The 22972-nt window shown below is 70.7% G+C and carries 19 protein-coding genes; 11 read left to right on the top strand and 8 right to left on the bottom strand.

Annotation, left to right across the window (positions count from 1 at the left end):
* Positions 1–26: 26 nt before the first annotated feature.
* The 3 genes from ACWD01_RS18430 to ACWD01_RS18420 all read right to left on the bottom strand — a co-directional run bounded on the left by ACWD01_RS18430 (position 27) and on the right by ACWD01_RS18420 (position 5707).
* The gene (locus ACWD01_RS18430; RefSeq protein ID WP_451163001.1) at positions 27–2417 is read right to left on the bottom strand and encodes an ATP-binding SpoIIE family protein phosphatase; all 2391 of its coding nucleotides are present in this window, start codon (positions 2415–2417) and stop codon (positions 27–29) included.
* A gap of 192 nt (positions 2418–2609) precedes the next feature.
* On the bottom strand, positions 2610–5027 hold the full coding sequence (locus ACWD01_RS18425) for an MFS transporter (RefSeq protein ID WP_451162999.1): 2418 nt from the start codon (positions 5025–5027) through the stop codon (positions 2610–2612).
* 236 nt (positions 5028–5263) lie between these two features.
* Positions 5264–5707, bottom strand: a complete 444-nt coding sequence (locus ACWD01_RS18420) for an SRPBCC family protein (RefSeq protein ID WP_451162997.1) — start codon at positions 5705–5707, stop codon at positions 5264–5266.
* Positions 5708–5843: 136 nt separating this feature from the next.
* On the opposite strand from ACWD01_RS18420, the gene ACWD01_RS18415 reads away from it, so the two are divergent.
* Together ACWD01_RS18415 and ACWD01_RS18410 are read left to right on the top strand one after the other, a co-directional pair.
* Positions 5844–6872: an Rv2578c family radical SAM protein gene (locus tag ACWD01_RS18415; RefSeq protein WP_451162995.1), complete on the top strand. Its 1029-nt coding sequence runs from the start codon at positions 5844–5846 to the stop codon at positions 6870–6872.
* Positions 6873–6951: 79 nt separating this feature from the next.
* The gene (locus ACWD01_RS18410; protein ID WP_451162993.1) at positions 6952–7485 is read left to right on the top strand and encodes an N-acetyltransferase family protein; all 534 of its coding nucleotides are present in this window, start codon (positions 6952–6954) and stop codon (positions 7483–7485) included.
* Positions 7486–7503: 18 nt separating this feature from the next.
* Here ACWD01_RS18410 and ACWD01_RS18405 read toward each other — a convergent pair whose 3' ends face one another.
* On the bottom strand, positions 7504–8073 hold the full coding sequence (locus ACWD01_RS18405) for an adenylosuccinate lyase (protein WP_451162991.1): 570 nt from the start codon (positions 8071–8073) through the stop codon (positions 7504–7506).
* A gap of 364 nt (positions 8074–8437) precedes the next feature.
* Here ACWD01_RS18405 and ACWD01_RS18400 point away from each other — a divergent pair, with 364 nt between their 5' ends.
* The 9 genes from ACWD01_RS18400 to pssA all read left to right on the top strand — a co-directional run bounded on the left by ACWD01_RS18400 (position 8438) and on the right by pssA (position 19305).
* Positions 8438–10219, top strand: a complete 1782-nt coding sequence (locus tag ACWD01_RS18400; RefSeq protein ID WP_451162989.1) for a 3-hydroxyacyl-CoA dehydrogenase family protein — start codon at positions 8438–8440, stop codon at positions 10217–10219.
* A 97-nt stretch (positions 10220–10316) separates the two neighbouring features.
* A complete protein-coding gene (locus ACWD01_RS18395; RefSeq protein WP_451163200.1) occupies positions 10317–11174 on the top strand; it encodes a TetR family transcriptional regulator in 858 nt (285 codons plus the stop codon).
* Positions 11175–11561: 387 nt separating this feature from the next.
* Positions 11562–12899 (top strand): crotonyl-CoA carboxylase/reductase, encoded by a 1338-nt coding sequence (ccrA, locus tag ACWD01_RS18390; protein ID WP_451162987.1) that lies wholly within the window; start codon positions 11562–11564, stop codon positions 12897–12899.
* 18 nt (positions 12900–12917) lie between these two features.
* Positions 12918–14930: a protein meaA gene (locus ACWD01_RS18385; RefSeq protein ID WP_451162985.1), complete on the top strand. Its 2013-nt coding sequence runs from the start codon at positions 12918–12920 to the stop codon at positions 14928–14930.
* Positions 14927–15892 carry an HpcH/HpaI aldolase/citrate lyase family protein gene (locus tag ACWD01_RS18380; RefSeq protein WP_451162983.1) on the top strand — a complete coding sequence of 322 codons (966 nt, stop codon included), beginning with the start codon at positions 14927–14929 and terminating at the stop codon, positions 15890–15892. The genes ACWD01_RS18385 and ACWD01_RS18380 overlap by 4 nt, the downstream gene beginning before the upstream one ends.
* 5 nt (positions 15893–15897) lie before the next feature.
* On the top strand, positions 15898–16425 hold the full coding sequence (locus tag ACWD01_RS18375) for a MaoC family dehydratase (protein ID WP_356891163.1): 528 nt from the start codon (positions 15898–15900) through the stop codon (positions 16423–16425).
* Positions 16426–16427: 2 nt separating this feature from the next.
* On the top strand, positions 16428–17633 hold the full coding sequence (locus ACWD01_RS18370; RefSeq protein ID WP_451162981.1) for an acyl-CoA dehydrogenase family protein: 1206 nt from the start codon (positions 16428–16430) through the stop codon (positions 17631–17633).
* A 168-nt stretch (positions 17634–17801) separates the two neighbouring features.
* Positions 17802–18458 carry a phosphatidylserine decarboxylase gene (locus tag ACWD01_RS18365; protein WP_451163198.1) on the top strand — a complete coding sequence of 219 codons (657 nt, stop codon included), beginning with the start codon at positions 17802–17804 and terminating at the stop codon, positions 18456–18458.
* Positions 18445–19305 (top strand): CDP-diacylglycerol--serine O-phosphatidyltransferase, encoded by an 861-nt coding sequence (pssA, locus tag ACWD01_RS18360; RefSeq protein WP_451162979.1) that lies wholly within the window; start codon positions 18445–18447, stop codon positions 19303–19305. The genes ACWD01_RS18365 and pssA overlap by 14 nt, the downstream gene beginning before the upstream one ends.
* Before the next feature lie 75 nt (positions 19306–19380).
* On the opposite strand, the gene ACWD01_RS18355 is transcribed toward pssA, so the two are convergent.
* From ACWD01_RS18355 to ACWD01_RS18340, 4 genes are all read right to left on the bottom strand, one after another.
* Positions 19381–19767: a VOC family protein gene (locus ACWD01_RS18355; RefSeq protein ID WP_451162977.1), complete on the bottom strand. Its 387-nt coding sequence runs from the start codon at positions 19765–19767 to the stop codon at positions 19381–19383.
* 94 nt (positions 19768–19861) lie between these two features.
* Positions 19862–20323: an SRPBCC family protein gene (locus ACWD01_RS18350; protein ID WP_451162975.1), complete on the bottom strand. Its 462-nt coding sequence runs from the start codon at positions 20321–20323 to the stop codon at positions 19862–19864.
* Positions 20324–20547: 224 nt separating this feature from the next.
* On the bottom strand, positions 20548–21807 hold the full coding sequence (locus ACWD01_RS18345; protein WP_451162973.1) for an ABC transporter substrate-binding protein: 1260 nt from the start codon (positions 21805–21807) through the stop codon (positions 20548–20550).
* Positions 21804–22853, bottom strand: coding sequence for a branched-chain amino acid ABC transporter permease (locus ACWD01_RS18340; protein ID WP_451163196.1), 1050 nt, complete (start codon positions 22851–22853; stop codon positions 21804–21806). Before ACWD01_RS18340 ends, ACWD01_RS18345 begins: the two co-directional genes overlap by 4 nt.
* Positions 22854–22972 lie beyond the last annotated feature (119 nt).

Below are 22972 nucleotides of genomic sequence, written 5' to 3'. Positions count from 1 at the left end.
AGCCTACGACCGCGCCGGCCGGCGCCTTACGGGAGGGCGAGTTCGAACCAGACCGTCTTGCCGTCCGCCGTGCGGCTGGTGCCCCATGCGCCGGCCAGGCTGCTCACCACTCTCAGTCCCCGTCCCCGCTCGGCGTCCGGGCGGGCGTCCAGCAGGGTCGGCAGCGTGTGGTCGTCGTCCGCCACCTCGAAGAGCAGCGACTCGGCGCGTACGAGCCGCAGTTCGGCCCGGTGGCCGCCCGAGTGCCGTACGGCGTTGGCCACGACCTCGCCGGCCAGCAGTTCGGCGTTCTCCGTCAGCGCGTCGAGCCCCCAGGCGGCGAGCTGGTCCCGCACCAGGCGGCGCGCCCTGGGCGCCTCGCGCGGTTCGAGGCCGAGCTCCCAGGTCGCGACGGACTCCGGGGCGATGCCGCTGAGGCGGGCCATCAGAAGGGCCACGTCGTCCCGGCGGCCGCCCTTGGCGCCCAGCGCCCGGATGATCGCGTCGCAGGCGTCGTCCATGGAGGCGGCCGGGTGGGCGGCGGACTCGCAGAGTGTGGCCAGCCCGACGCCGATGTCCTCGCCCCGCATCTCGACCAGGCCGTCGGTGCACATGACGAGCCGGTCGCCCGGCGACACCGGCACACGGATGCTCTCGAAGGGCACGCCGCCTACGCCGATCGGCGCGCCGGTGGGCAGCTCCAGCAGTTCGCTGCGCCCGTCGGCGGCGCGGACGAGGACGGGCGGCACATGGCCCGCGTTCGCGAGCCGGAGTTCGCCGGCGACCGGGTCGTAGACCGCGTACAGACAGGTGGCGAGGTAGTGCTCGCCGAGGCGCTGGGCCAGGTCGTCGAGGTGGCGCAGCAGTTGCGCGGGCGGCAGGTCGAGCGCCGCCAGCGTCTGCACGGCGGTGCGCAGCTGGCCCATCATGGCGGCCGAGTCGAGGCCGTGGCCCATGACGTCGCCGACGACGAGCGCGGTGCGTGAGCCGGGGAGTTTGACGGTGTCGAACCAGTCGCCGCCGACCTTGCCGAGGAAGGTGCCCGGCAGATAGCGGGTCGCCGTGTCGCAGCCGGCCATCCGCGGGGTGACCTGCGGCAGCATCGAGTCCTGGAGGGTCTCGGCGACGTTCTCCTGGTACGTGTACATCCGGGCGTTGTCGATGACGAGCCCGGCCCGCGCGGCGAGTTCGGCGCCGGTGACCCGGTCCATGTCGTTGAACAGAGGGCGTTCGGGGTGGCGCAGCAGGATCATGCAGCCGAGGACGACGTTGCGTGCCTTGAGCGGTGCGATGAGCATGGAGCGGCCGTTGATCAGCGGCCGCATGTCGCGCTTGTCGAACTGCTCGGCCATGGCGGTGCCCATCTCCTCGGTGAGCCGGGGCACCAGCACCGGTTCGCCGGTGATCATGCACTGGAAGAAGGGCGTGTGGGCGGGGAACGGCATGGACTCGCCGACGGGCACGACGTCGTCCCACCGGCCCGGCTCGTCGACGTGCTCGAAGGCGACCCGGTGCCACAGCGTCGTCGCGTCGGGGTCCCCGTCGCAGAGCCCCTCGCCGGCGACGACCTCCTCGCGCAGATAGGTGCAGGCGACGTCGCTGAAGCGGGGTACGACGGCGGCGCTGACCTCCCGGATCGTACGGGCGAGGTCGAGCGAGGAGCCGATGCGTCCGCTGACCTCGTTGAGGAACTCCAGCCGCTCGCGCACCGCCGCGTATTCGAGGTCCTGTGCGAAGTCGGCGGCGACGACGGGGTGTCCGGCCTCGGCGGCCGGCCGGCGCGCGCGGCGCCCGGCCCGCCGCGGCACACCCCAGTCGGGGGTGACGGGCACCCGGTCGTGGTGGCTGAACTCCAGGACCGGGTAGCCGAGTTCGAGTATCTGGGCGACGATCCGCGTCGAGTCCCGGACGCTCATGCTCGGCAGGATCTCGGGCAGGGCGCGGGCCAGTTCGTCGGCGCCGGGGAACTCGGTGTGCAGGGCGAAGCCCGGCGCGATCCGCTCGGCGCTCTCGTCGTCGGCGCGCAGCCGCCGGGCGTCCGCCGCCAGCACGAGCAGCCGCTCCTCGCCCGGGCCGACCATGGGGTACGCCCACCACAGCACGTCGAGCCGCTCCTGCCCCGGCTCGGAGAGCCGGGCGCGGCCGGCCGTCGGGTAGGCGGTGAGGCCGCCCAGACACGCCTCGAGTCCGTGTCCGGCCCCGCTGTAGCCGTCCCAGGGCTCGTGGCCCTCGTCGCCGGCCAGCACCCCGGAGACGGGGAGCAGTTCGACGGCGGGGCGCCCGACGGCGTCCGCCCGGCCCGGGCCGAAGAGCCTGCGGGCGCCGGTGGACCAGTGCGAGACGAGGCCGTCGCCGTCCACAACGACCACGGCAAGCGGAATCCGGCCGGCCACGGCTCGCCGCTGCTGTGGCGACTCCGGCGGAGCACCGCTGTCCATGGGTGGATCGCTCCTTCCCCGCCGCCCGGATGGCGGCCCGCTGTCCACCGTACGACCGGTTCGGCGTCGTGCGCCGGGCATTCACGGAAGAGGTCGTGCGCCGGAGTGAAACCGGCGCACGCCCAATCCGCCGGTGGTGCACGGCACATGACGCGCCGGACCGGCGCACCCCCGTCTCCGCGGGCGGCCGCGTCAGTCGGCGTGCCCGAGCTGGACGTCCCGCTCGGTCCGCCCGCCGCCCGCGACCTGGAGCACGGTCGCGACCGGCGGATAGCCGGAGGCGATGACCGTGTACTCGCCCGACGACAGGTCCACGAAGCGGAATGTGCCGTCCGGCCCGGTGGTGAGCGTGTCGAAGACATTGCCCGCCGCGTCCAGCAGCGTGACGCGTGCGTCGTCGACCGGCCGGCCGTCCCCGGCGCGTACGGTCCCGCGCAGCACGGCGCCGCCGGCCAGTTCGATGTCCTGCCGGGTCTCCCGGGACGGCTGCACGCTCACGGGGTGGGCGGACGGCCGGAAGGCGGGGGCGCTCGCGGCCAGGGTGTACTCCCCCGCCACCAGGTCCGACATCACATAACCGCCCTCCCGTCCGCTGCGGGTGGTGGCCACGACCTCGCCGCGCACATCGGTGAGGGTGACGGCCGCGTCCCGTACGGGGCTGCCGTCGGCCGTGAGCACGGCGCCGGCCAGCCGGCCGGCCCCGCCGAGTACGACGTCGAGGTCGACGGGCCGTTCACCGACGGTGACGGTGACGGCCTGCGGCTGGTGCCCGCCGGCCGCCGCGATCAGCACATAGGAGCCGGGGCCGGGGACGCTCAGCGCGTACCGGCCGTCCTCGCCGCTCGCGCCCCGGCCGATCTGGGCCCCCTGAACGTCGATGAGGGTGAGGGCCGCGCGCGGAACGCTGCTGCCGTCGTGGTGCTGGACGGTGCCGCAGACCGGCACGCCTGCGAGGTACGACGTGGCCGCCGCCCGGAAGGAGGCGGCCGGTGCGGTCCGCGCGTGCGGGACGGCGGTGGACTCGGCGGAGGCGTTGTGGGACACCAGCGGTCTCTCCTTGAGGAAGAAGGCGATGAACAGGCCGAGTACGAGCACCGGCACGAGGTAGAGGAAGATCCGGGGCATCGCGTCCGCGTACGCCTGGATGTATCCGTCGCGCAGCGCGGGCGGCATGGCGTGCACCGCCTGCGGCGTGACGGAGGACGGATCGGGCAGCCCGGCCCCGGCGGGCAGGCGGTCGGCGAGCGCGCCGGTGAGCCGGTCGGCGAAGAGGGTGCCGAAGACGGCGGCGCCGACGCTGCCGCCGATCTGGCGGAAGTAGTTGTTGGCGCTGGTGGCGGTGCCGAGGTCGGCGGGCGGCACCGCGTTCTGCACGGCGAGGATCAGCACCGGCATCACCAGGCCGATGCCCACGCCGAGCGCCGCCTGCCAGATGCTGTACTCCAGCCGCGGGGTGTCCGTCTCCAGCCGGGAGAGCAGCCACATCCCGGCGGCGGCGAGGGCGCAGCCGAGCACCGGATAGACCTTGTAGCGGCCGGTGCGGCTGATCAGTTGTCCGGAGAGGATCGAGGCGACGACGATTCCGCCCATCATGGGCAGCATCAGCAGGCCGGACTCGGTGGCGCTCGCCCCGTCGACCATCTGGAGGAAGGTGGGCAGATAGCTTGCCGCGCCGAACAGCGCGACGCCGACGACCGCGCCGACGAGCGAGGTGATGTTGAAGACGGAGTCGCGGAACAGGCGCAGCGGGATGACGGGTTCGGGCGCGAAGCGCTCGACGAGCAGGAAGAGCACGGTGGTCGCCAGCGCTCCGGCGCCGAGCCCGATGATGACGCGCGAGCCCCACGCGTGCTCGGTGCCGCCCCAACTGGTCAGCAGGACCAGGCAGGTGGAGGCGGCGGCGAGGAACAGCGCGCCCATGACGTCGAGCCGGGCCCGCATCCGGGGCTTCGGCAGTTTCAGCACCGCGCTGACCACGATCAGGGTGATCAGGCCGAAGGGGACGTTGAAGTAGAAGCACCAGCGCCAGGAGACATGGTCGGTGAAGAAGCCGCCGAGCAGCGGTCCGGCGACGGAGGCGAGCCCGAAGGCGGCGCCGATCATGCCCATGAAGCGGCCGCGTTCACGGGGCGGGACGATGTCGGCGATGATCGCCTGCACACCGATCATGAGCCCGCCGGCGCCGACGCCCTGGACGGCGCGGAATGCGATCAGCTCGTTCATGGTGCGCGACCAGCCGGCGAGCGCGGAGCCGGCGACGAAGACGACGATGGCGAACTGGAAGACACCCTTGCGTCCGTAGAGGTCGCCGAGTTTGCCGTAGATCGGCAGCCCGACGGTGGCGGTGAGCAGATAGGCGGTGATCGCCCACGGCATCCGGTCGAGGCCCTGGAGGTCGCCGACGATCTTCGGCAGGGCGGTGGCGACGATCATCTGCTCGAGCGCGGCGAGCAGCAGCGCGAGCATCAGGCTCAGGAAGACGAGCCGTACGCGGCGGGGGCTCAGCGGCGCGGCGGCCGTGCCCTCGGCGGGCGGCGGCGGGCCGGCAGGGCCGGTGGCCGTGGCGGCCGCTGCGGCCTGCTCGTCCTTGACCAGAGTGATGCCGCCCACGTCCGTCTCCCCTCGACGCACCGCTCGTCGCGCTGTGCGGCGTCATTCTTCGCATTGCACGCGAAGGGGGAGCAAGTCGGGCACGACCCCGGCCAGGCGTTCGAGAGGGGCCTCAACAGCCCCTGGAAACGGCGCATTTGAGGCGCTCACCAGGGGCTTTCCCGCCCGCCCGGCGCACGCGGGGGTGCGCCGGGCGCACGTCGGGACGGCGGGAAAGACCACTCGAACCGGTGAGGTTACTTCTCCATGTTCGCGGCGAGGTTGGCCAGCACACCGTCGTAGATGCGGCCGAGCCCCTTCGGGGCGAAGGTCTTCTCGAAGAAGCCGCCGATGCCGCCCGCGCCGTTCCAGACGGTGGTGACGACCACCTTGCACTTGCCCTCGCCGGCCGGGGTGACCGTCCAGGTGGTGACCATGGAGGAGTTCCGGTCCTTCTCGACGAGGCGGCCGTCGGTGGGCTCGCTCACCTCGAGCAGGCAGTCGCGGACGCGCTTGCTCGTCGCCTGGAGCTTCCAGTGGACGAGGGTGCCCTCCCCGTCGCCGCCCTCGCGGACCTCGTACTCGCTGAAGTGCTCGGTCAGGAGCTTCGCACGGGTGTTCTCGTAATCGGCCACGGCATCGAACACCGTCTCCGCGTCCGCCGCGACGATCCGTTCCGTGGTGGCCTCGACCTGCGCCATGTAGTTGCTCCTCCATCACTCGCTCCAGCGGGACGCCGCTAGCCAACCACCTCCGGCACGGGCCCCCAAATCGCGCTTGCGGCGATCATGGGAACAGGTGTTCTATTCTGGGGTCAGTGCGAACGAGGAGGCACCCATGCGCTGGGACAATCTGGCCGACGGCCCCGCCCCGCCCGGCGAATCCGCCCTGTTCGGTACGTCCGCGGTCACCACCCGGACCTTCGACACCCCCGAGTTCCGGGGCATCACCTTCCACGAGGTCCGGGCCCGTTCGATCCTGAACCGGGTGCCGGGCGCGTCACGGATGCCGTTCGAATGGACGGTCAATCCCTACCGGGGCTGCACCCACGCCTGTGTGTACTGCTTCGCCCGCAAGACCCACAGCTATCTGGACCTGGACACCGGGCTCGGCTTCGACTCCCAGATCGTCGTCAAGGTCAACGCCCCCGAGCTGCTGCGCCGCCAGCTGGCCTCGCGCCGGTGGCAGGGGGCGCACATCGCCATGGGCACCAACGTCGACTGCTACCAGCGGGCGGAGGGCCGCTACCGGCTGATGCCGGGGATCATCTCGGCCCTGCGCGACCACGCCAACCCGTTCTCGATCCTGACCAAGGGCACGCTGATCCTGCGCGACCTGGATCTGCTGGTCCAGGCCGCGGACGTCACCGACGTCGGCATCTCCGTCTCCGTCGGCTTCACCGACCGCGAGCTGTGGCGCACCGTCGAACCGGGCACCCCGTCCCCCGAGCGCCGCCTGGACGTCGTGCGCACCCTCACCGAGCACGGCATCGGCTGCGGCGTCCTGATGGCGCCGGTCATCCCGTTCCTCGGCGACCACCCCGACCAGCTGCGGGCCACGGTCCGGACGATCGCCGCCGCGGGCGCGACCTCCGTCACCCCGCTCGTGCTCCACCTGCGCCCCGGCGCCCGCGAGTGGTTCATGGCCTGGCTGCGCGAACACCATCCGCAGCTGGTGGCGCGGTACGAGCGGCTGTACGCGGAGGGCGCGTACGCGCCCAAGTGGTACCAGCGCCGGATCACCCGTCATGTGCACGAGCTGGCCACCGAGTTCGGCATCGGCCCCGCCGACCGGGGCGACCACCGCCGGCTGCCCGCGCCCGCGGAGGCTCAGAGGCCGGAACCGACCCAACTGACGCTGCTCTGACACCGATTCCAGTAGCGTCGACGGACCTCGGCAGGCAGTGTGGTGCCTTCTGGCGGCACGGAGGGGAGGCCACGCAGCGATGACCATGCGGGTGAGGGACATGACGATCGGCGACTGCGACGCGGTCGCCTCGATCAGGGTGGGCGGCTGGCGGTTCGCCTACACCGGGCTGATGCCCCAGTCGTACCTGGACGCGATGGACCCGGCGGACGACGCGGCCGAACGCCGCCGCTCCCTCCTGGCGGACGGCGCGGACGCCGGCGTGAGCAACGTGGTCGCCGAGTGGGACGGCGAGGTGGTCGGCTGGGGCTGCTTCGGCCCGCTGCGCGACAAGGACGGCGCCAGGCGCCCGGGGGCGTGCGAGCTCTACGCGATCTACGTCCGCCCGGAACGCATCTCCTCCGGCGTGGGCCACGCCCTGATGGCCGAGCTGACGGGCCGCGCGAGAGCCGCCGGCTTCGAGGAGATGCTCCTGTGGGTCCTCAAGGACAACGCCCGCGCCCGCCGCTTCTACGAACGCGCGGGCTTCACCCCGGACGGCACGGAGGAGCCCTTCGAGGCGGACGGGGAACTCGTCCCGGAGGTCAGGTACGTCCGCCGCCTGACTGCGTGACGGCGGCCGGACGTCCCCTCACGCCTCCAGCCGCGCCAGCGCCGCGTGCGCCGCCGCCGACAGTCGCGGGTGCGGCAGCGCCGCCCGTACGGCCTCGGCGGCCCGCCGGTCGCCCAGCGCGCCCAGCCCCTCGACGCAGGCCAGCGCCACCCGCCAGTGCGGGTCCCCGGGGACGAGCCGGCGGCCGAGGACCGTGATCAGGGCCGGGACGGACTCCGGTGCGCGCAGCCGGGCGAGCAGCCGCACCGGAACCAGGGCGTAGGCGACGCGGAGTTCGTTGGTGGCGAGCGCGGCGGCGGCGCGGGGCGTGCGGGGGTCGCCGAGTTCGGTGAGCGCGTGGGCCGCGGAGACGCAGCGCTCGGGGTCGCGGTGGTTGAGGAGCAGGACCAGCGACTCGAAGGCGCGGCGGTCGCCGGCGCAGCCGAGCCGGAAGGCGGCGAGTTCGCGCGCCCACAGGGGGCGGCCGGACTCGGTGAGGACGGCGGCGAGTTCGTCGTGGTCGGCGGTGGTCAGCAGCCGTTCGTACGCGGGCCCGCCGCCCGCCTCGTCACGCAGCCGGACCGCGAGCGACCGTAACTCCTCGTTCATGACGGAAGGGTATCCACGGGGCGGGCGCGAGCGATCCAGATCACAGGAATGCGTCCCGGCCGGGGGCTGGCGCGCTCGTTACCCGCGAGTTAATCTCAGGTGAGCGGGTAACCCCCGCGCTCCCGGTGGCCTGGTGACGCAGCCGCCGAGAGGTTTGTCGGTTCGGCCTCGTTGGTGTTCAGACACGACGAAGCACGAAGTACGGCGCGGCCAGGGACAGGCCCGTCGGCCCAGTAACACGACTCGCGGTTCCCGCGCGCCGTGCGCCCTCCCGGCGTGCGGCCCCCCGCGCCTGCGGCGTTCCCTGCATTCCGCCCTGCCGCGCGCTCCTCATTCAGTCGTCACTCATCCCTGGAGTCCCGTGATGGACACCCCTCTCCACACCATTGCCGTCGTCGGCCTCGGCACCATGGGCACCGGCATCGCCGAGGTCCTGGCCCGCGCCGGCCGTGAGGTCATCGGCATCGACGTCAGCGACGCCGCCGCCCGCCGGGCCGTCGTCGCGCTCGAGGCCTCCACCGCCCGCGCCGTGGAGCGCGAGCGGATCACCGAGGAGGAGCGCCGCAACATCCTCGCCCGCTTCCGCACCTTCTCCGACCCGCAGGCCGCCGCGGAGGCCGATCTGGTCATCGAGGTCGTGCCCGAGTCGTACGAGGCCAAGCAGCAGGTCTTCCGGGATCTCGACGCCGTCGTCCGCCCGGACACGATCATCGCGACCGGCACCAACGCCCTCTCGGTGACCCGCCTCGCGGCCGACTCCGAGCACCCGGAGCGCGTGCTCGGGCTGCACTTCTTCAACCCGGCGCCGGCGATGAAGCTCGTCGAGGTGGCCTCCTCCGTGCTGACCGCCCCGGCCGCCGTGGAGGCCGTCACGGCGCTCGCCCGGGAGCTCGGCAAGACGCCCGTCGCGATCGGCGACCGTCCCGGATTCGTCGCGGACGGCCTGCTGTTCGGCTACCTCAACCAGGCGGCGGCGATGTACGAGTCGCGCTACGCCTCCCGCGAGGACATCGACGCGGCGATGAAGCTGGGCTGCGGGCTGCCCATGGGGCCCCTCGCGCTGCTCGACCTGATCGGCATCGACACCGCCCGCACCGTCCTGGACGCGATGTACGCGGAGTCGCAGGACCGGCTGCACGCCCCGGCGCCCATTCTCAAGCAGCTCAGCGAGGCCGGGCTGACGGGCCGCAAGGCGGGCCGCGGTTTCTACACCTACGCCGCGCCCGGCAGCGCCGACACCGTGGACGACGCGCTCACCCCGCGGCCGGCCGACGGGGCGGCCGCCGGCCGTGAGATCCGCTCGGTCGGCGTGGCCGGCTCCGGCACCATGGCGAGCGGCATCGCGGAGGTCTTCGCCAAGGCCGGTTACGACGTGGTGCTCGCCGCCCGCAGCCTGGAGAAGGCCGACGTGGCCAAGGCCCGCATCGGCAAGTCGCTGGCCCGCTCGGTCGCCAAGGGCCGGATGACCGAGGAGGCCCGCGAGGCCACCCTCGCCCGTATCGCCCCGGCCGGTTCGCTGGACGCGTTCGCCGAGGTCGACCTGGCGCTGGAGGCGGTGGCCGAGGACCTGGAGATCAAGCAGCAGCTCTTCGCCACCTTCGACAAGGTCTGCAAGCCCGGTGCGGTGCTCGCCACCACCACCTCCTCGCTGTCCGTCGTCGCCTGCGCCCGCGCCACCTCGCGCCCGCAGGACGTCATCGGTATGCACTTCTTCAACCCGGCCCCGGCGATGAAGCTGGTCGAGGTGGTCCGCACCGTCCTCACCTCGGACGATGTGCACGCCACGGTCCGCGAGGTCACGGCGAAGATCAAGAAGCACCCGGTGGACTGCGGCGACCGGGCGGGCTTCATCGTGAACGCGCTGCTCTTCCCGTACCTCAACAACGCGATCAAGATGGTCGAGCAGCACTACGCGACCCTCGACGACATCGACGCCGCGATGAAGCTCGGCGGCGGCTACCCGATGGGCCCCTTCGAGCTCCTCGACGTGGTCGGCCTCGACGTCTCGCTCGCCATCGAGAAGGTGCTGCACCGCGAGTTCCGCGACCCGGGCCTCGCGCCTGCGCCGCTGCTGGAGCACCTGGTCGCCGCGGGGTGCCTCGGCCGTAAGACGGGGCGCGGCTTCCGCGAATATGCCCGGCGCTGAGGTCGACGCAGGGTGGGGCGGGCTGCTCGGTCCGGGCGGCCCGTCCCCTGCTCCGGGCGAGGCGGGCGGCGGCCCGCAGGCGCATCCGGCCGAGCGGATGCAGTACGTTCAGATCATGCCCCAGCCCGCTGACATCTCCCGCCGCACCGGCCGCGCCGGTGCCCCGACCGACGTTCCGGAGAGCCCCGCGGGCTCCCGCGCCGCCGCGCAGCGCCTGAAGATGCGCCGCGAACTGGCCGCGGCGGCGATGGAGTTGTTCGCGACCAAGGGCTACGAGGCGACGACGGTCGACGAGATCGCCGCGGCGGCGGGCGTGGCACGGCGTACGTTCTTCCGGCACTTCCGCTCCAAGGAAGAGGCGATCTTCCCGGACCACGACGACACGCTGGTCCGTGCGGAGGCGGTGCTGAACGCGGCTCCGCCCCACGAGCATCCGCTGGACACGGTCTGCCGGGGGATCAAGGAGGTCATGCGGATGTACGCCTCCTCCCCCGCCGTCTCCGTCGAGCGCTACCGGCTGACCCGCGAGGTGCCGACGCTGCGGGAGCGCGAGATCGCCTCCGTGGCCCGTTACGAGCGGCTGTTCACGCGCTATCTGCTGGGCCACTTCGACGAGCGCGACCACCACGACGGCAACGACGACCCGCTGCTCGCGGAGGTCGCCGCGTCCGCGGTGGTCACCGCGCACAACCATGTGCTGCGCCGCTGGCTGCGGGCCGGCGGGCAGGGCGACGTGGAGACCCAGCTCGACCACGCGTTCGCCATCGTCCGCGACACCTTCGGGTCCGGGATAGGGGCCGGCCGCAAGCACGCGGCGGTCGTGGCCGACGCGACGGCCCAGGAACCGGTCGCGACGGCCCGCGCCCAGGGCGAGGTGCTGGTGGCCGTGGCACGCACGGACGCACCGCTGAGCGAGGTCATGCGGACGATCGAGCAGGCGCTCAAGCAGTCCTGACCGGCACCACCCACCCGGCTGAGGGCCGCCCGATTCGGGCGGCCCTCAGCCGTTTTGTGCAGCGTTTCGATCGATCATCGCTCATATGTGTCGCACAGATTGCATCTGAGAGAAATTCTTGGCACGGAGTGTCTTGCGACCTGGCACGGCGTGCCATACGTTGAGAGTGTCCGGGCGGCCGGCGTGCAGAGAACACTCGTACGCCGGCTGTCCCAGCAACCCTCGTGGCTGCCCGCCCGGACGCCTGCGTCACAGGCACCTTCAAGCGCCCACCACAGCGCTGCCACAGCAGCACCACCGCCGAACCGACGGCACACCTCCACAGAGCACCACCCCGACGTACCCCTCAGCGTCCGCGCATGGACGCTTCCCGCCGGAGGCAACACCGTGAAGGAAATCCTGGACGCGATCCAGTCGACGGAATCCACGTCGGCCGACTTCGCCGCACTGAAGCTCCCCGAGTCGTACCGCGCGATCACCGTGCACAAGGACGAGACGGAGATGTTCGCCGGCCTCGAGACCCGCGAGAAGGACCCGCGCAAGTCGATCCACCTGGACGACGTGCCGGTGCCGGAACTCGGTCCGGGCGAGGCGCTGGTGGCCGTGATGGCCTCCTCCGTCAACTACAACTCCGTGTGGACCTCGATCTTCGAGCCGCTGTCCACCTTCGGGTTCCTGGAGCGCTACGGACGGCTGTCCGAGCTCACCAAGCGCCACGACCTGCCGTACCACGTCATCGGCTCGGACCTCGCGGGCGTCGTCCTGCGCACCGGCCCCGGCGTCAACGCCTGGAACCCGGGCGACGAGGTCGTCGCGCACTGTCTCTCGGTCGAGCTGGAGTCCTCGGACGGCCACAACGACACGATGCTCGACCCCGAGCAGCGCATCTGGGGCTTCGAGACCAACTTCGGCGGCCTGGCGGAGATCGCGCTCGTCAAGTCGAACCAGCTGATGCCGAAGCCGAAGCACCTCAGCTGGGAGGAGGCGGCGGCCCCCGGCCTGGTCAACTCCACCGCGTACCGCCAGCTGGTCTCCCGCAACGGCGCCGGGATGAAGCAGGGCGACAACGTCCTCATCTGGGGCGCGAGCGGCGGACTCGGCTCGTACGCCACGCAGTTCGCGCTGGCCGGCGGCGCCAACCCGATCTGTGTCGTCTCCAGCGACCAGAAGGCGGACATCTGCCGGTCCATGGGCGCCGACGCGATCATCGACCGCAACGCCGAGGGCTACAAGTTCTGGAAGGACGAGCACACCCAGGACCCCAAGGAGTGGAAGCGCTTCGGCAAGCGCATCCGCGAGCTCACCGGCGGCGAGGACATCGACATCGTCTTCGAGCACCCGGGCCGCGAGACCTTCGGCGCCTCCGTGTACGTCACCCGCAAGGGCGGCACCATCACCACCTGCGCCTCGACCTCGGGCTACATGCACGAGTACGACAACCGCTACCTGTGGATGTCGCTGAAGCGGATCATCGGCTCGCACTTCGCGAACTACCGCGAGGCGTGGGAGGCCAACCGCCTCATCGCCAAGGGCAAGATCCACCCGACGCTGTCGAAGGTCTACTCCCTGGAGGAGACCGGCCAGGCCGCGTACGACGTGCACCGCAACCTGCACCAGGGCAAGGTCGGCGTCCTCGCGCTCGCCCCGCAGGAGGGCCTCGGCGTCAGCGACCCGGAGATGCGCGAGAAGCACATCGACGCCATCAACCGCTTCCGGAACGTCTGAGGAGTCTGAGGTTCCCAGATGACAGAGCGCAAGAAGGACCGGCCCTGGCTCATGCGGACGTACGCCGGCCACTCCACGGCCGAGGCGTCCAACGAGCTGTACCGGCGCAATCTCGCCAAGGGCCAGACGGGTCTGTCGGTGGCCTTCGACCTGCCGACCCAGACCGGTTACGACCCCGACCACATCCTCGCCCGCGGCGAGGTCGGCCGGGTCGGTGTGCCGGTCTCCCATCTGGGCGACATGCGCCGACTGTTCCAGGACATCCCCCTGGAGCAGATGAACACCTCCATGACCATCAACGCCACGGCCATGTGGCTGCTGGCGATGTACCAGGTGGTCGCGGAGGAGCAGGGAGCAGACACCACCAAGCTCCAGGGCACGACCCAGAACGACATCGTCAAGGAGTACCTGTCGCGCGGGACGCACGTCTTCCCGCCCGGTCCTTCGCTGCGCCTGACCACCGACATGATCACGTACACGGTGGCCAACATCCCCAAGTGGAACCCGATCAACATCTGCAGCTACCACCTGCAGGAGGCCGGGGCCACGCCGGTGCAGGAGATCGCGTACGCGATGTCCACCGCGATCGCCGTCCTCGACGCGGTGCGCGACTCGGGCCAGGTGCCGGCCGAGAAGTTCGGCGACGTCGTCGCCCGGATCTCCTTCTTCGTGAACGCGGGCGTCCGCTTCGTCGAGGAGATGTGCAAGATGCGCGCCTTCGGCCGCATCTGGGACAGGATCACCCGCGAGCGGTACGGCATCGAGAACGAGAAGCAGCGCCGCTTCCGCTACGGCGTCCAGGTCAACTCCCTGGGCCTCACGGAGGCCCAGCCGGAGAACAACGTCCAGCGCATCGTTCTCGAGATGCTCGCCGTGACGCTCTCCAAGGACGCCCGCGCCCGTGCCGTGCAGCTGCCCGCCTGGAACGAGGCTCTGGGCCTGCCCCGCCCCTGGGACCAGCAGTGGTCGCTGCGCATCCAGCAGGTGCTGGCGCACGAGAGCGACCTGCTGGAGTACGAGGACATCTTCGCCGGCTCGCACGTCATCGAGGCGAAGGTGGGCTCGCTGGTCGAGGAGTGCCTCGCCGAGATCGACCGGATCGAGGAGATGGGCGGCGCGATGGCGGCCGTCGAGTCCGGCTACCTCAAGTCGCGGCTGGTCTCCTCGCACGCCGAGCGGCGCGCCCGGATCGAGGCGGGCGACGAGAAGATCGTCGGCGTCAACATCTACGAGACGACCGAGGAGAACCCGCTCACCGCGGACCTCGACACGGCGATCATGACGGTCGACCCGGCGAACGAGGCCCGGGTCGTCGCGGCGCTCCACGAGTGGCGCGCCGGCCGTGACGAGTCCCGTGCGGCGGAGGCCCTGGCGGCGCTGAAGAAGGCCGCGGCGGGCACCGAGAACCTCATGGCGGCCACCGTCGAGTGTGCGCGTGCGGGCGTCACCACCGGCGAGTGGGCCTGGGCGCTGCGTGACGTCTTCGGCGAGTTCCGTGCGCCGACGGGCGTCAGCAGCGCCCCGGTGGCTGTCACCGCGGAGGCGGGCACCCCGCTCGCCGCGGTGCGCGAGAAGGTGACGCGCACCGCGGACGAACTGGGCGCGGGCCGGCTGCGGCTGCTGGTCGGCAAGCCGGGCCTGGACGGGCACTCCAACGGCGCCGAGCAGATCGCCGTACGGGCCCGTGACGCCGGGTTCGAGGTGGTCTACCAGGGAATCCGGCTGACCCCCGAGCAGATCGTCTCCGCCGCGCTCGCGGAGGATGTGCACTGCGTCGGTCTGTCGATCCTGTCCGGCTCGCACGCCGAGCTGGTGCCGGACGTACTGGAGCGGCTGCGCGAGGCCGGCGCGGCCGACGTGCCCGTGATCGTCGGCGGGATCATCCCGAACGCCGACGCGACCGACCTGAAGGCGGCGGGAGTGGCCGCCGTCTTCACCCCGAAGGACTTCGGTATCACGGAGATCATCGGCCGTATCGTCGACGAGATCCGTAAAGCGAACAAGCTCGACCCTCTGGAGGTCCCCGCATGACTACCCCTGTGAACCGGCTGCGTCCGCGCCGCTCCTGCCTGGCGGTGCCGGGTTCGAACCCGCGCTTCCTGGAGAAGGCCCAGGGACTGCCGGCCGACCAGGTGTTCCTGGACCTCGAGGACGCGTGTGCGCCGCTCGCCAAGCCGGACGCGCGCCACACCATCGTGAAGTTCCTCAACGAGGGCGACTGGACCGGCAAGACGCGGGTCGTGCGCGTCAACGACTGGACCACGCACTGGACGTACCGCGACGTCGTCACCGTCGTCGAGGGCGCCGGCCAGAACCTCGACTGCATCATGCTGCCGAAGGTCCAGGACGCCCAGCAGGTCGTCGCGCTGGACCTGCTGCTCACGCAGATCGAGAAGACGATGGGCTTCGAGGTCGGCAAGATCGGCATCGAGGCGCAGATCGAGAACGCCCAGGGCCTGAACAACGTCAACGAGATCGCCCAGGCGTCGCCGCGCGTCGAGACCATCATCTTCGGCCCGGCCGACTTCATGGCCTCCATCAACATGAAGTCCCTGGTCGTCGGCGAGCAGCCGCCCGGCTACCCGGCCGACGCCTACCACTACATCCTGATGAAGATCCTGATGGCCGCCCGCGCCAACAACCTCCAGGCGATCGACGGCCCCTACCTGCAGATCCGCAACATCGAGGGCTACCGCGCGGTCGCCCAGCGCGCCGCGGCCCTCGGCTTCGACGGCAAGTGGGTGCTGCACCCGGGCCAGGTCGAGGCGTCCAACGAGATCTTCTCGCCCTCGCAGGAGGACTACGACCACGCCGAGCTGATCCTGGACGCGTACGACTACTACACGTCGGAGGCCGGCGGCAAGAAGGGCTCGGCGATGCTCGGCGACGAGATGATCGACGAGGCCAGCCGCAAGATGGCCCTGGTCGTCTCCGGCAAGGGACGCGCCGCCGGCATGAAGCGCACCAGCAAGTTCGAGATCCCGGAGGCGTGACGCAGATGCAGTTCGGACGCACCTACGAGGAGTTCGAGGTCGGGGCGGTCTACAAGCACTGGCCCGGGAAGACGGTCACCGAATACGACGACCACCTCTTCTGTCTCCTGACGATGAACCACCACCCGCTCCACATGGACACCAACTATGCGGAGAAGACGACGGACTTCGGCCGGAACGTCGTCGTCGGGAACTACATCTACTCGCTGCTGCTCGGCATGTCCGTGCCGGACGTCTCCGGCAAGGCCATCGCCAACCTGGAGATCGAGTCGCTGCGCCACGTGGCCCCGACCTTCCACGGCGACACGATCTACGGCGAGACGACGGTCCTCGACAAGACCCCGTCGAAGTCGAAGAGCGACCGCGGGATCGTCTACGTCGAGACCAAGGGCTACAAGCAGGACGGCACCCTCGTCTGCGTCTTCCGGCGCAAGGTGATGGTCCCGACCGAGACGTACATCAAGGAGCGCGGCGGCGAGCAGCCCGGCCGCCCCGAACTGCTGGACAGTTCGAAGACGAAGCAGGAGAAGTAGTCATGGCCCGACTCGCCCAGACCGCAGGTCTGACCGACGTCCAGCAGGAGATCCTGTCCACCGTCCGGGACTTCGTCGACAAGGAGATCATCCCTGTCGCGACCGGGCTGGAGCACAAGGACGAGTACCCGCAGGAGATCGTCGACGGTCTCAAGGAACTCGGCCTGTTCGGCCTGATGATCCCGGAGGAGTACGGCGGCCTGGGTGAGTCCCTCCTCACGTACGCGCTGTGCGTCGAGGAGATCGCCCGCGGCTGGATGTCCGTCTCCGGCATCATCAACACGCACTTCATCGTGGCGTACATGCTCAAGCAGCACGGCACGCAGGAGCAGAAGGACACCTTCCTGCCGCGGATGGCGCTGGGCGAGGTGCGGGGCGCGTTCTCGATGTCGGAGCCGGGTCTCGGCTCCGATGTGTCGGCCATCACGTCCAAGGGCGTGAAGGACGGCGACGAGTACGTCCTGAACGGCCAGAAGATGTGGCTGACGAACGGCGGCACGTCCACTCTGGTCGCGGTGCTGTGCCGGAGTGACGAAGGACACCCCGAGGGGACCGCCCCGCACAAGTCGATGACGACCTTCCTCGTCGAGAAGGAGCCCGGCTTCGGAGAGGTCCGCCCCGGCCTCACCATCCCCGGCAAGATCGACAAGATGGGCTACAAGGGCGTCGACACGACCGAGCTCATCATGGACGGCCTGCGGATTCCCGCCGACCGGGTGCTCGGCGGGACCACCGGCCGAGGGTTTTACCAAATGATGGACGGCGTCGAGGTCGGCCGCGTCAATGTCGCGGCCCGTGGCTGCGGTGTCGCGCAGCGTGCCTTCGAACTGGGTGTCTCCTATGCCCAGCAGCGTCACACTTTCGGCAAGCCGATCGCCGCTCACCAGGCGATTCAGTTCAAGCTCGCCGAGATGGCCACCAAGGTCGAGGCCGCGCATGCGATGATGGTCAATGCAGCGCGCAAAAAGGACTCCGGGGAACGAAACGACCTGGAGGCAGGGATGGCGAAGTACCTCGCCTCCGAATACTGCAAGGAAGTCGTCGAGGACGCCTTCCGCATCCACGGCGGTTACGGCTTCTCCAAGGAGTACGAGATCGAGCGCCTCTACCGCGAGGCTCCGATGCTGCTGATCGGCGAAGGTACCGCCGAGATCCAGAAAATGATCATCGGCCGCCGACTGCTCGAGGAGTACCGATTCCAGGGTTGATTGTCGCCTTTGGGTCGGTTACGGCCGGAAGATGATCACACCCTGTCATCATCTTCCGGCCGCCGACTCGGCTTCTGCCTTTCCCAGTTGCCGGTCGCAACCGATACGATCGCGGGAAAGCCGCCGTCCCCGTTGCCAGCGCGGCATCATCCGCTACGAAGGTCATCCATGCCCCACAGCCAAACCTCTGCACCTCGCGACAGCCTCCGTGGCGTGCGCATCGCTCGCGGAGCATCGCCGTGGCTCCTGCCGACCGTCGCCACGGCCGCACTCAGCCTGGCCCGCTCACGCCGCTCCCGGCGCGCCGCGGCCATCGCCGTGCCCACCACCGTCCTCGCGGCGGGCATGCTGTGGTTCTTCCGCGACCCCGAGCGTGAGATCGCACACGGCCGGGTCATCTCGCCCGCCGACGGTGTGGTGCAGAGCATCATGCCGTGGAAGGACGGACGCACCCGCGTCGCGATCTTCATGAGCCCGCTCAACGTCCACGTGAACCGCGCGCCTCTCGCGGGCACGGTGACGTCGGTCGAGCACATCCCGGGCGGCTTCGTCCCCGCGTTCAACAAGGAGAGCGAGAACAACGAGCGCGTTGTCTGGCACTTCGACACCGAGCTCGGTGACATCGAGATGGTGCAGATCGCCGGCGCGGTCGCGCGGCGGATCGTCCCGTACATTCCGCAGGGCACCAAGGTTGAGCAGGGCGACCGCATCGGACTGATCCGCTTCGGATCGCGCGTTGACATCTACCTTCCGGAAGGTGTCGACGTCGCTGTCGAGGTCGGTCAGACCACGACTGCGGGGGTGACTCGAATTGACCGTGATTGATCCCGACACACAGGCGACGAACTGGGTCGCGGAGGACGAGGACGACGACGCGGAGGAAATGCCGCTGTCCCTCCGGCTGTCGATAGCGGACACGCTCACCCTCGGTAACGCGACGTGCGGCTTCATGGCGGTGTACTTCACCACCACCGGCATCCTCATCCCGCACCTCTCCGGCGACGAGTCGGGCATGGCCCGCAACAGCGCGGCCACAGCCGTGATACTGATGCTGTGCGCGGCGGTCTTCGACCTGTTCGACGGCCTCGTCGCCCGCAAGCTCCGGTCGTCGCCGATGGGCGCGGAGCTGGACAACCTCTCCGACCTGATCAGCTTCGGCCTGGCCCCCGCGTACTTCGTGCTCGTGTACGGCATGGTCGCGAGCGACGCGCACGAGCGGGTCGCGGCGGTGGGCGCGATCGTTGTGCTGCTGGCGGTGGTGCTGCGGCTTGCCCGCTTCTCGTGCGTCACCGTGAAGGACGGCACCTTCCAGGGGATGCCATCGCCGTTCGGTGCGCTCACGGTCGTCTCGATCGTGCTGCTCGAGCTGCCGTTCGAGGCGACGCTGCTGGCGGTCGTCGGCACCGCGTGGCTGATGGTGAGCCGGGTCGAGTACCCGAAGCCGCGGGGCGTCCTCGCGGTGGCGGTCCTCGCCTGGATCGTGGCGGCCATGGGCATGCTGGCTGCGTGGGCGTTCGACGCGCCCGGCGGCCAGGTGCTGCTGCAGATGGGCTGCGCGCTCCAGATCGTGATGGCGGCGACGATCCCCCTCTTCGCCACCGCTCGCCGCGTGAACACGTTCCGCGACAACCGCCGCGAGAGCCGCGAGGCTCGGGCGGCACAGATCCCGTAGCGGGTTCTGACACACGCCGAGGGGCCCAGAGGCATTCGCCTCCGGGCCCCTCGGCGTTTCCGGGTCAGGCACCGGTCAGGGGCGATAGCGCAGCGGATGGTCCGCCGGCACCTCGACCAGCGCGATACGCACCCCGTCCGGGTCCGCGATCCACATCTCGATCAGCCCCCACGGCTCCCGCAGCGGCTCCCGCAGGATCTCCACGCCCCGCGCCAGCAGCTCGTCGTGGGCGGCCCGCACATCGGGCACCTGGAGCCACAGCCGCACGGCCGGCGAGGGCGGGGCGTCGGAGCGGCCGGAGAGCTCGAGGAACCCGCCGCCGAGGAAGTACACCGTCCCCCGGTCCGTGCCGGTCCCGAATTCGCGGTAGACCGCCAGCCCCAGAGCGCCGCCGTAGAAGTCGCGGGAGCGCCGCGGATCGGTGGGGCTCAGCAACGTCCTGCTGCTCAGTACATGCACCATGATCGGAGCGTAGCCGCGGGGGCCGTCACCGGTCACCGGTGACGGCCCCCGCCACGGCATACGCCCCGGACGGGCCGGGGTCATGGGCCGGGGGTCATCCTCCGGGCGCGATGCGGCCCCGCCAGGCGCCGCTCTCGCCACCGCGGTGCTCGATGTACTCCTTGAAGCGGCGCATGTCGCCCTTCACCCGCCGGTCGATCATGCCGGTCATGTCACCGGTCTTCTCGGCCATGCCGCCCGGCTCGACGTCCATCACGAGTTCCACGCGGGTGTGCGTGTCGTCGAGGCGCTGGAAGCTGACCATGCCCCGCTGCTTGGTGTCGCCGGTGACGGTGCGCCACGCGATCCGCTCGTCGGGGAGCTGGTCGACGATCTCGGTGTCGAACTCGCGCCGCACTCCCCCGATCTTGGTGGTCCAGTGGTTGTGGCGGTCGTCGAGCTGGGTGATCTCCTCGACGCCCTCCATGAAGTTCGGGAACTCCTCGAACTGGGTCCACTGGTTGTAGGCGGTGCTGACGGGGACCTCGACCTCGACGGTCTCCTTCACCGTGCTCATTATTGCGCCTCCTGACGGTTCTACGTGGTCCTGCTCGGATCCGCACGGTCCGCCGCGGGCAGGGTGTGCCCTGCGGGCCGTGCACACCGGGGCGGGTACCCAGTGACGGCGTTCCTGCACCCGCCGAACACGGCCCGCGCCGGCCCCGCCCGGAAACGCAGCACCCCCTGGCGGCGTGCGCCAGGGGGTGCGGTGCGGGCCGGAGCCCGCGGTGGCCGGTCGGATCAGCCGCCTGACGGCTTGTAGGACTCCGCCGCCTTCGCGGCCGTCGCCTCGCGGACCACCTTCAGGCCGCCCGGAACGGACTTGTCGGGCTTCATGATCAGGCTCTGGCGGGTGGAGGGCGCCTTCGGGTCGGAGAAGTCGTGGGTGATGCCGAAGCCGTTCTCGTACGCGCCCAGCGTGAGCAGCGCCTTGCCGACTCCTTCCCTCGTCAGGTCCTTGTCCGCGCACGCCTTCTTCAGCGCCTCGCCGAAGACCGCCGCCGCCGTGTGTCCGGCGACCACGCCGTTGTCGAGGCCGTCCTTCGGGTAGGCGGCCGTGTACTCCTTGGCGAGCTTCGACGGGCCGGCGTCCGGCGCGCCGATGGGGAGCGTGGAGGCGGCGATGTAGAAGTCCTTGGTCAGCGCCGGCGCCGCCGGCGTGCCCAGGAGCTGCGGCGCGAACGCGGAGTTGTTGCCGACGATCGGCACGTTGAAGCCGCCCGCCGCCGCCACACCGGCCAGCGAGGCCGCCTGCCGCGGACCGGCGCTGAGCAGGATCGCCTTCACGCCCGCCTTCTTGAGGGCCGCGACCTGCGCCGTCATGTCGTTGTCGGTCGGCTTGATCTTCTGCTCGACGACGGTGAGCCCGGCCTGCTCGGCCGCGTACTTCGAGCCGGCCAGCGCGTTCTCGCCGTAGTCGCCCTCGAAGAAGACGTGCCCGATCTTGTCGCCCTTGGCGATGCGCTTCTCGGCGAGCAGGTAGTCGACGGCGTTGATCGTCTCGATGTCGTACGTCGCGCCGACGACCCGGACGTACGGGCTGCCGAGCAGGTTCGCGGACCACGCCTGGGGCATGACCAGCCCCTTGTCCTGGCCGTCGATGCGCTGCTCCACGGCCGCGACGAACGGCGAGCCGATGAACTGCGCGAAGCCGAGCACCTTCGGCTCGAGCTCGGTGTAGCCGGCGAGCGCCTTCTGCGGGTCGTAACCGTGGTCGCGCACGGTCAGTTCGATCTTCCGGTCGCAGATGCCGCCGGCCTCGTTGGTCTGCTTCGCCCACAGCTGCTGGGCCTGGGTGACGCTCTTGCCGAGCGACGCGTAGACACCGGTCATGTCGGTGAGCACGCCCAGCGTGATCGCCTTGTCGGTGACGCCCTCCCCGGTCTTCACTCCCCCGGCGCCCTTGGTGTCACCGTCGCCGGTGGTGGCCTTGGAGCTGCAGCCGGCCGTCACCGTCAGCGCGAGGACGGCGAGAACCGCCGCGTACGTTCTTGACTTCATTTCTTCTCCCGAGGGGACGGAACGAGGCGGGTGAGTCCGCCGGGCAGGAACAGCACGACCGCGACGACAGCCGCGCCGTACAGATAGCGGGAGGCCTCACCCGGGGAGACGCCGCCGGTGCCCGGTGCGGAGACCAGGGGCAGGGCGTCGCTCCAGCGGGTGAGCACCTGGGGCAGCAGCGAGACGAACACCGCGCCGACGACGGCTCCCGCGACCGTGCCGAGACCGCCGATGACGATCATGGCCAGGTATTCGAGGGAGAGGATCATGCCGAAGTACTCGGGCACGGTCCGCTGGAAGACCAGGGCGAGCAGGACGCCGGCGAGGCCCGCGTACATCGACGACAGGACGAAGACGGAGGCCCGGTAGCGGGCGACCGGCACACCCATCACGCCGGCGGCGATCCGGTGGTCCCGCAGCGCGTTCATCGCCCGGCCGGGCCGGCCGCGGAGCACGCCGCGGGCGAAGAGCCCGCAGGCGAGGAGCGCGACGAGCGCGACGTACCAGAGCTTCTCCATCGACTGGAACGGGACGGCGGCGACGAGCACTTCCGTGTCGTCGAAGTCGAACCCGAAGAGGGAGAGCGGGGGCACCGACCGGCCGTTGAAGCCGCCGGTCAGATCACGGGCGTTGAACAGCACATGCTGGCCGACGAAGATCAGCGCGAGGGTCGCGATACCGAGGTACGCCCCGCGCAGCCGGCCCGCGATCGGGCTGAACAGGCCGCCCGCCAGCCCCGCGAGGCAGACGGCGAGCACGGCGGCCAGCCAGGTCGGCAGGCCGAGCCCGGTGAGCGCGTGGCCGCTCTCGACGTCGTTCCCGCCGGCCAGTACGGAGTAGCCGTACGCGCCGACGGCGAGGAAGAAGGCGTGGCCCATGGAGAGCTGCCCGGTCGCACCGGTCAGCAGGTTGAGCCCGATGGCCCCGATGGCGGCGGCCATGGCGAACAGCCCGGCCTGGAGCCAGAAGCGGTCGAGGTAGAAGGGCAGTACGAGGAGAAGCACCGACAGCAGGCCCCAGGCGTACGCGCGGGACCGTGGCCGCAGCCGCGACCACGCGGGCCGCGCGACGGCGGCGGCGTCCTTGGCCGGCGCGGGCTCGGACTGGGCACGGGTGGACTTTGCCGGTGCGGGCACGGCTGCCGCGGGCTCGGCCGGCTGCGCCG

It is taken from the genome of Streptomyces sp. NPDC002835 (assembly GCF_053591995.1).
This window is presented reverse-complemented; position numbering and strand designations above follow the sequence as displayed.

Coding starts and splice junctions, on each gene's coding strand:
- ACWD01_RS18430 (WP_451163001.1), bottom strand. CDS start 2,417: ATGGACAGCGGTGCTCCGCCGGAGTCGCCACAGCAGCGGCGAGCCGTG.
- ACWD01_RS18420 (WP_451162997.1), bottom strand. CDS start 5,707: ATGGCGCAGGTCGAGGCCACCACGGAACGGATCGTCGCGGCGGACGCG.
- ACWD01_RS18415 (WP_451162995.1), top strand. CDS start 5,844: ATGCGCTGGGACAATCTGGCCGACGGCCCCGCCCCGCCCGGCGAATCC.
- ACWD01_RS18410 (WP_451162993.1), top strand. CDS start 6,952: ATGACCATGCGGGTGAGGGACATGACGATCGGCGACTGCGACGCGGTC.
- ACWD01_RS18405 (WP_451162991.1), bottom strand. CDS start 8,073: ATGAACGAGGAGTTACGGTCGCTCGCGGTCCGGCTGCGTGACGAGGCG.
- ACWD01_RS18400 (WP_451162989.1), top strand. CDS start 8,438: ATGGACACCCCTCTCCACACCATTGCCGTCGTCGGCCTCGGCACCATG.
- ACWD01_RS18395 (WP_451163200.1), top strand. CDS start 10,317: ATGCAGTACGTTCAGATCATGCCCCAGCCCGCTGACATCTCCCGCCGC.
- ACWD01_RS18385 (WP_451162985.1), top strand. CDS start 12,918: ATGACAGAGCGCAAGAAGGACCGGCCCTGGCTCATGCGGACGTACGCC.
- ACWD01_RS18380 (WP_451162983.1), top strand. CDS start 14,927: ATGACTACCCCTGTGAACCGGCTGCGTCCGCGCCGCTCCTGCCTGGCG.
- ACWD01_RS18375 (WP_356891163.1), top strand. CDS start 15,898: ATGCAGTTCGGACGCACCTACGAGGAGTTCGAGGTCGGGGCGGTCTAC.
- ACWD01_RS18370 (WP_451162981.1), top strand. CDS start 16,428: ATGGCCCGACTCGCCCAGACCGCAGGTCTGACCGACGTCCAGCAGGAG.
- ACWD01_RS18365 (WP_451163198.1), top strand. CDS start 17,802: ATGCCCCACAGCCAAACCTCTGCACCTCGCGACAGCCTCCGTGGCGTG.
- ACWD01_RS18355 (WP_451162977.1), bottom strand. CDS start 19,767: ATGGTGCATGTACTGAGCAGCAGGACGTTGCTGAGCCCCACCGATCCG.
- ACWD01_RS18350 (WP_451162975.1), bottom strand. CDS start 20,323: ATGAGCACGGTGAAGGAGACCGTCGAGGTCGAGGTCCCCGTCAGCACC.
- ACWD01_RS18345 (WP_451162973.1), bottom strand. CDS start 21,807: ATGAAGTCAAGAACGTACGCGGCGGTTCTCGCCGTCCTCGCGCTGACG.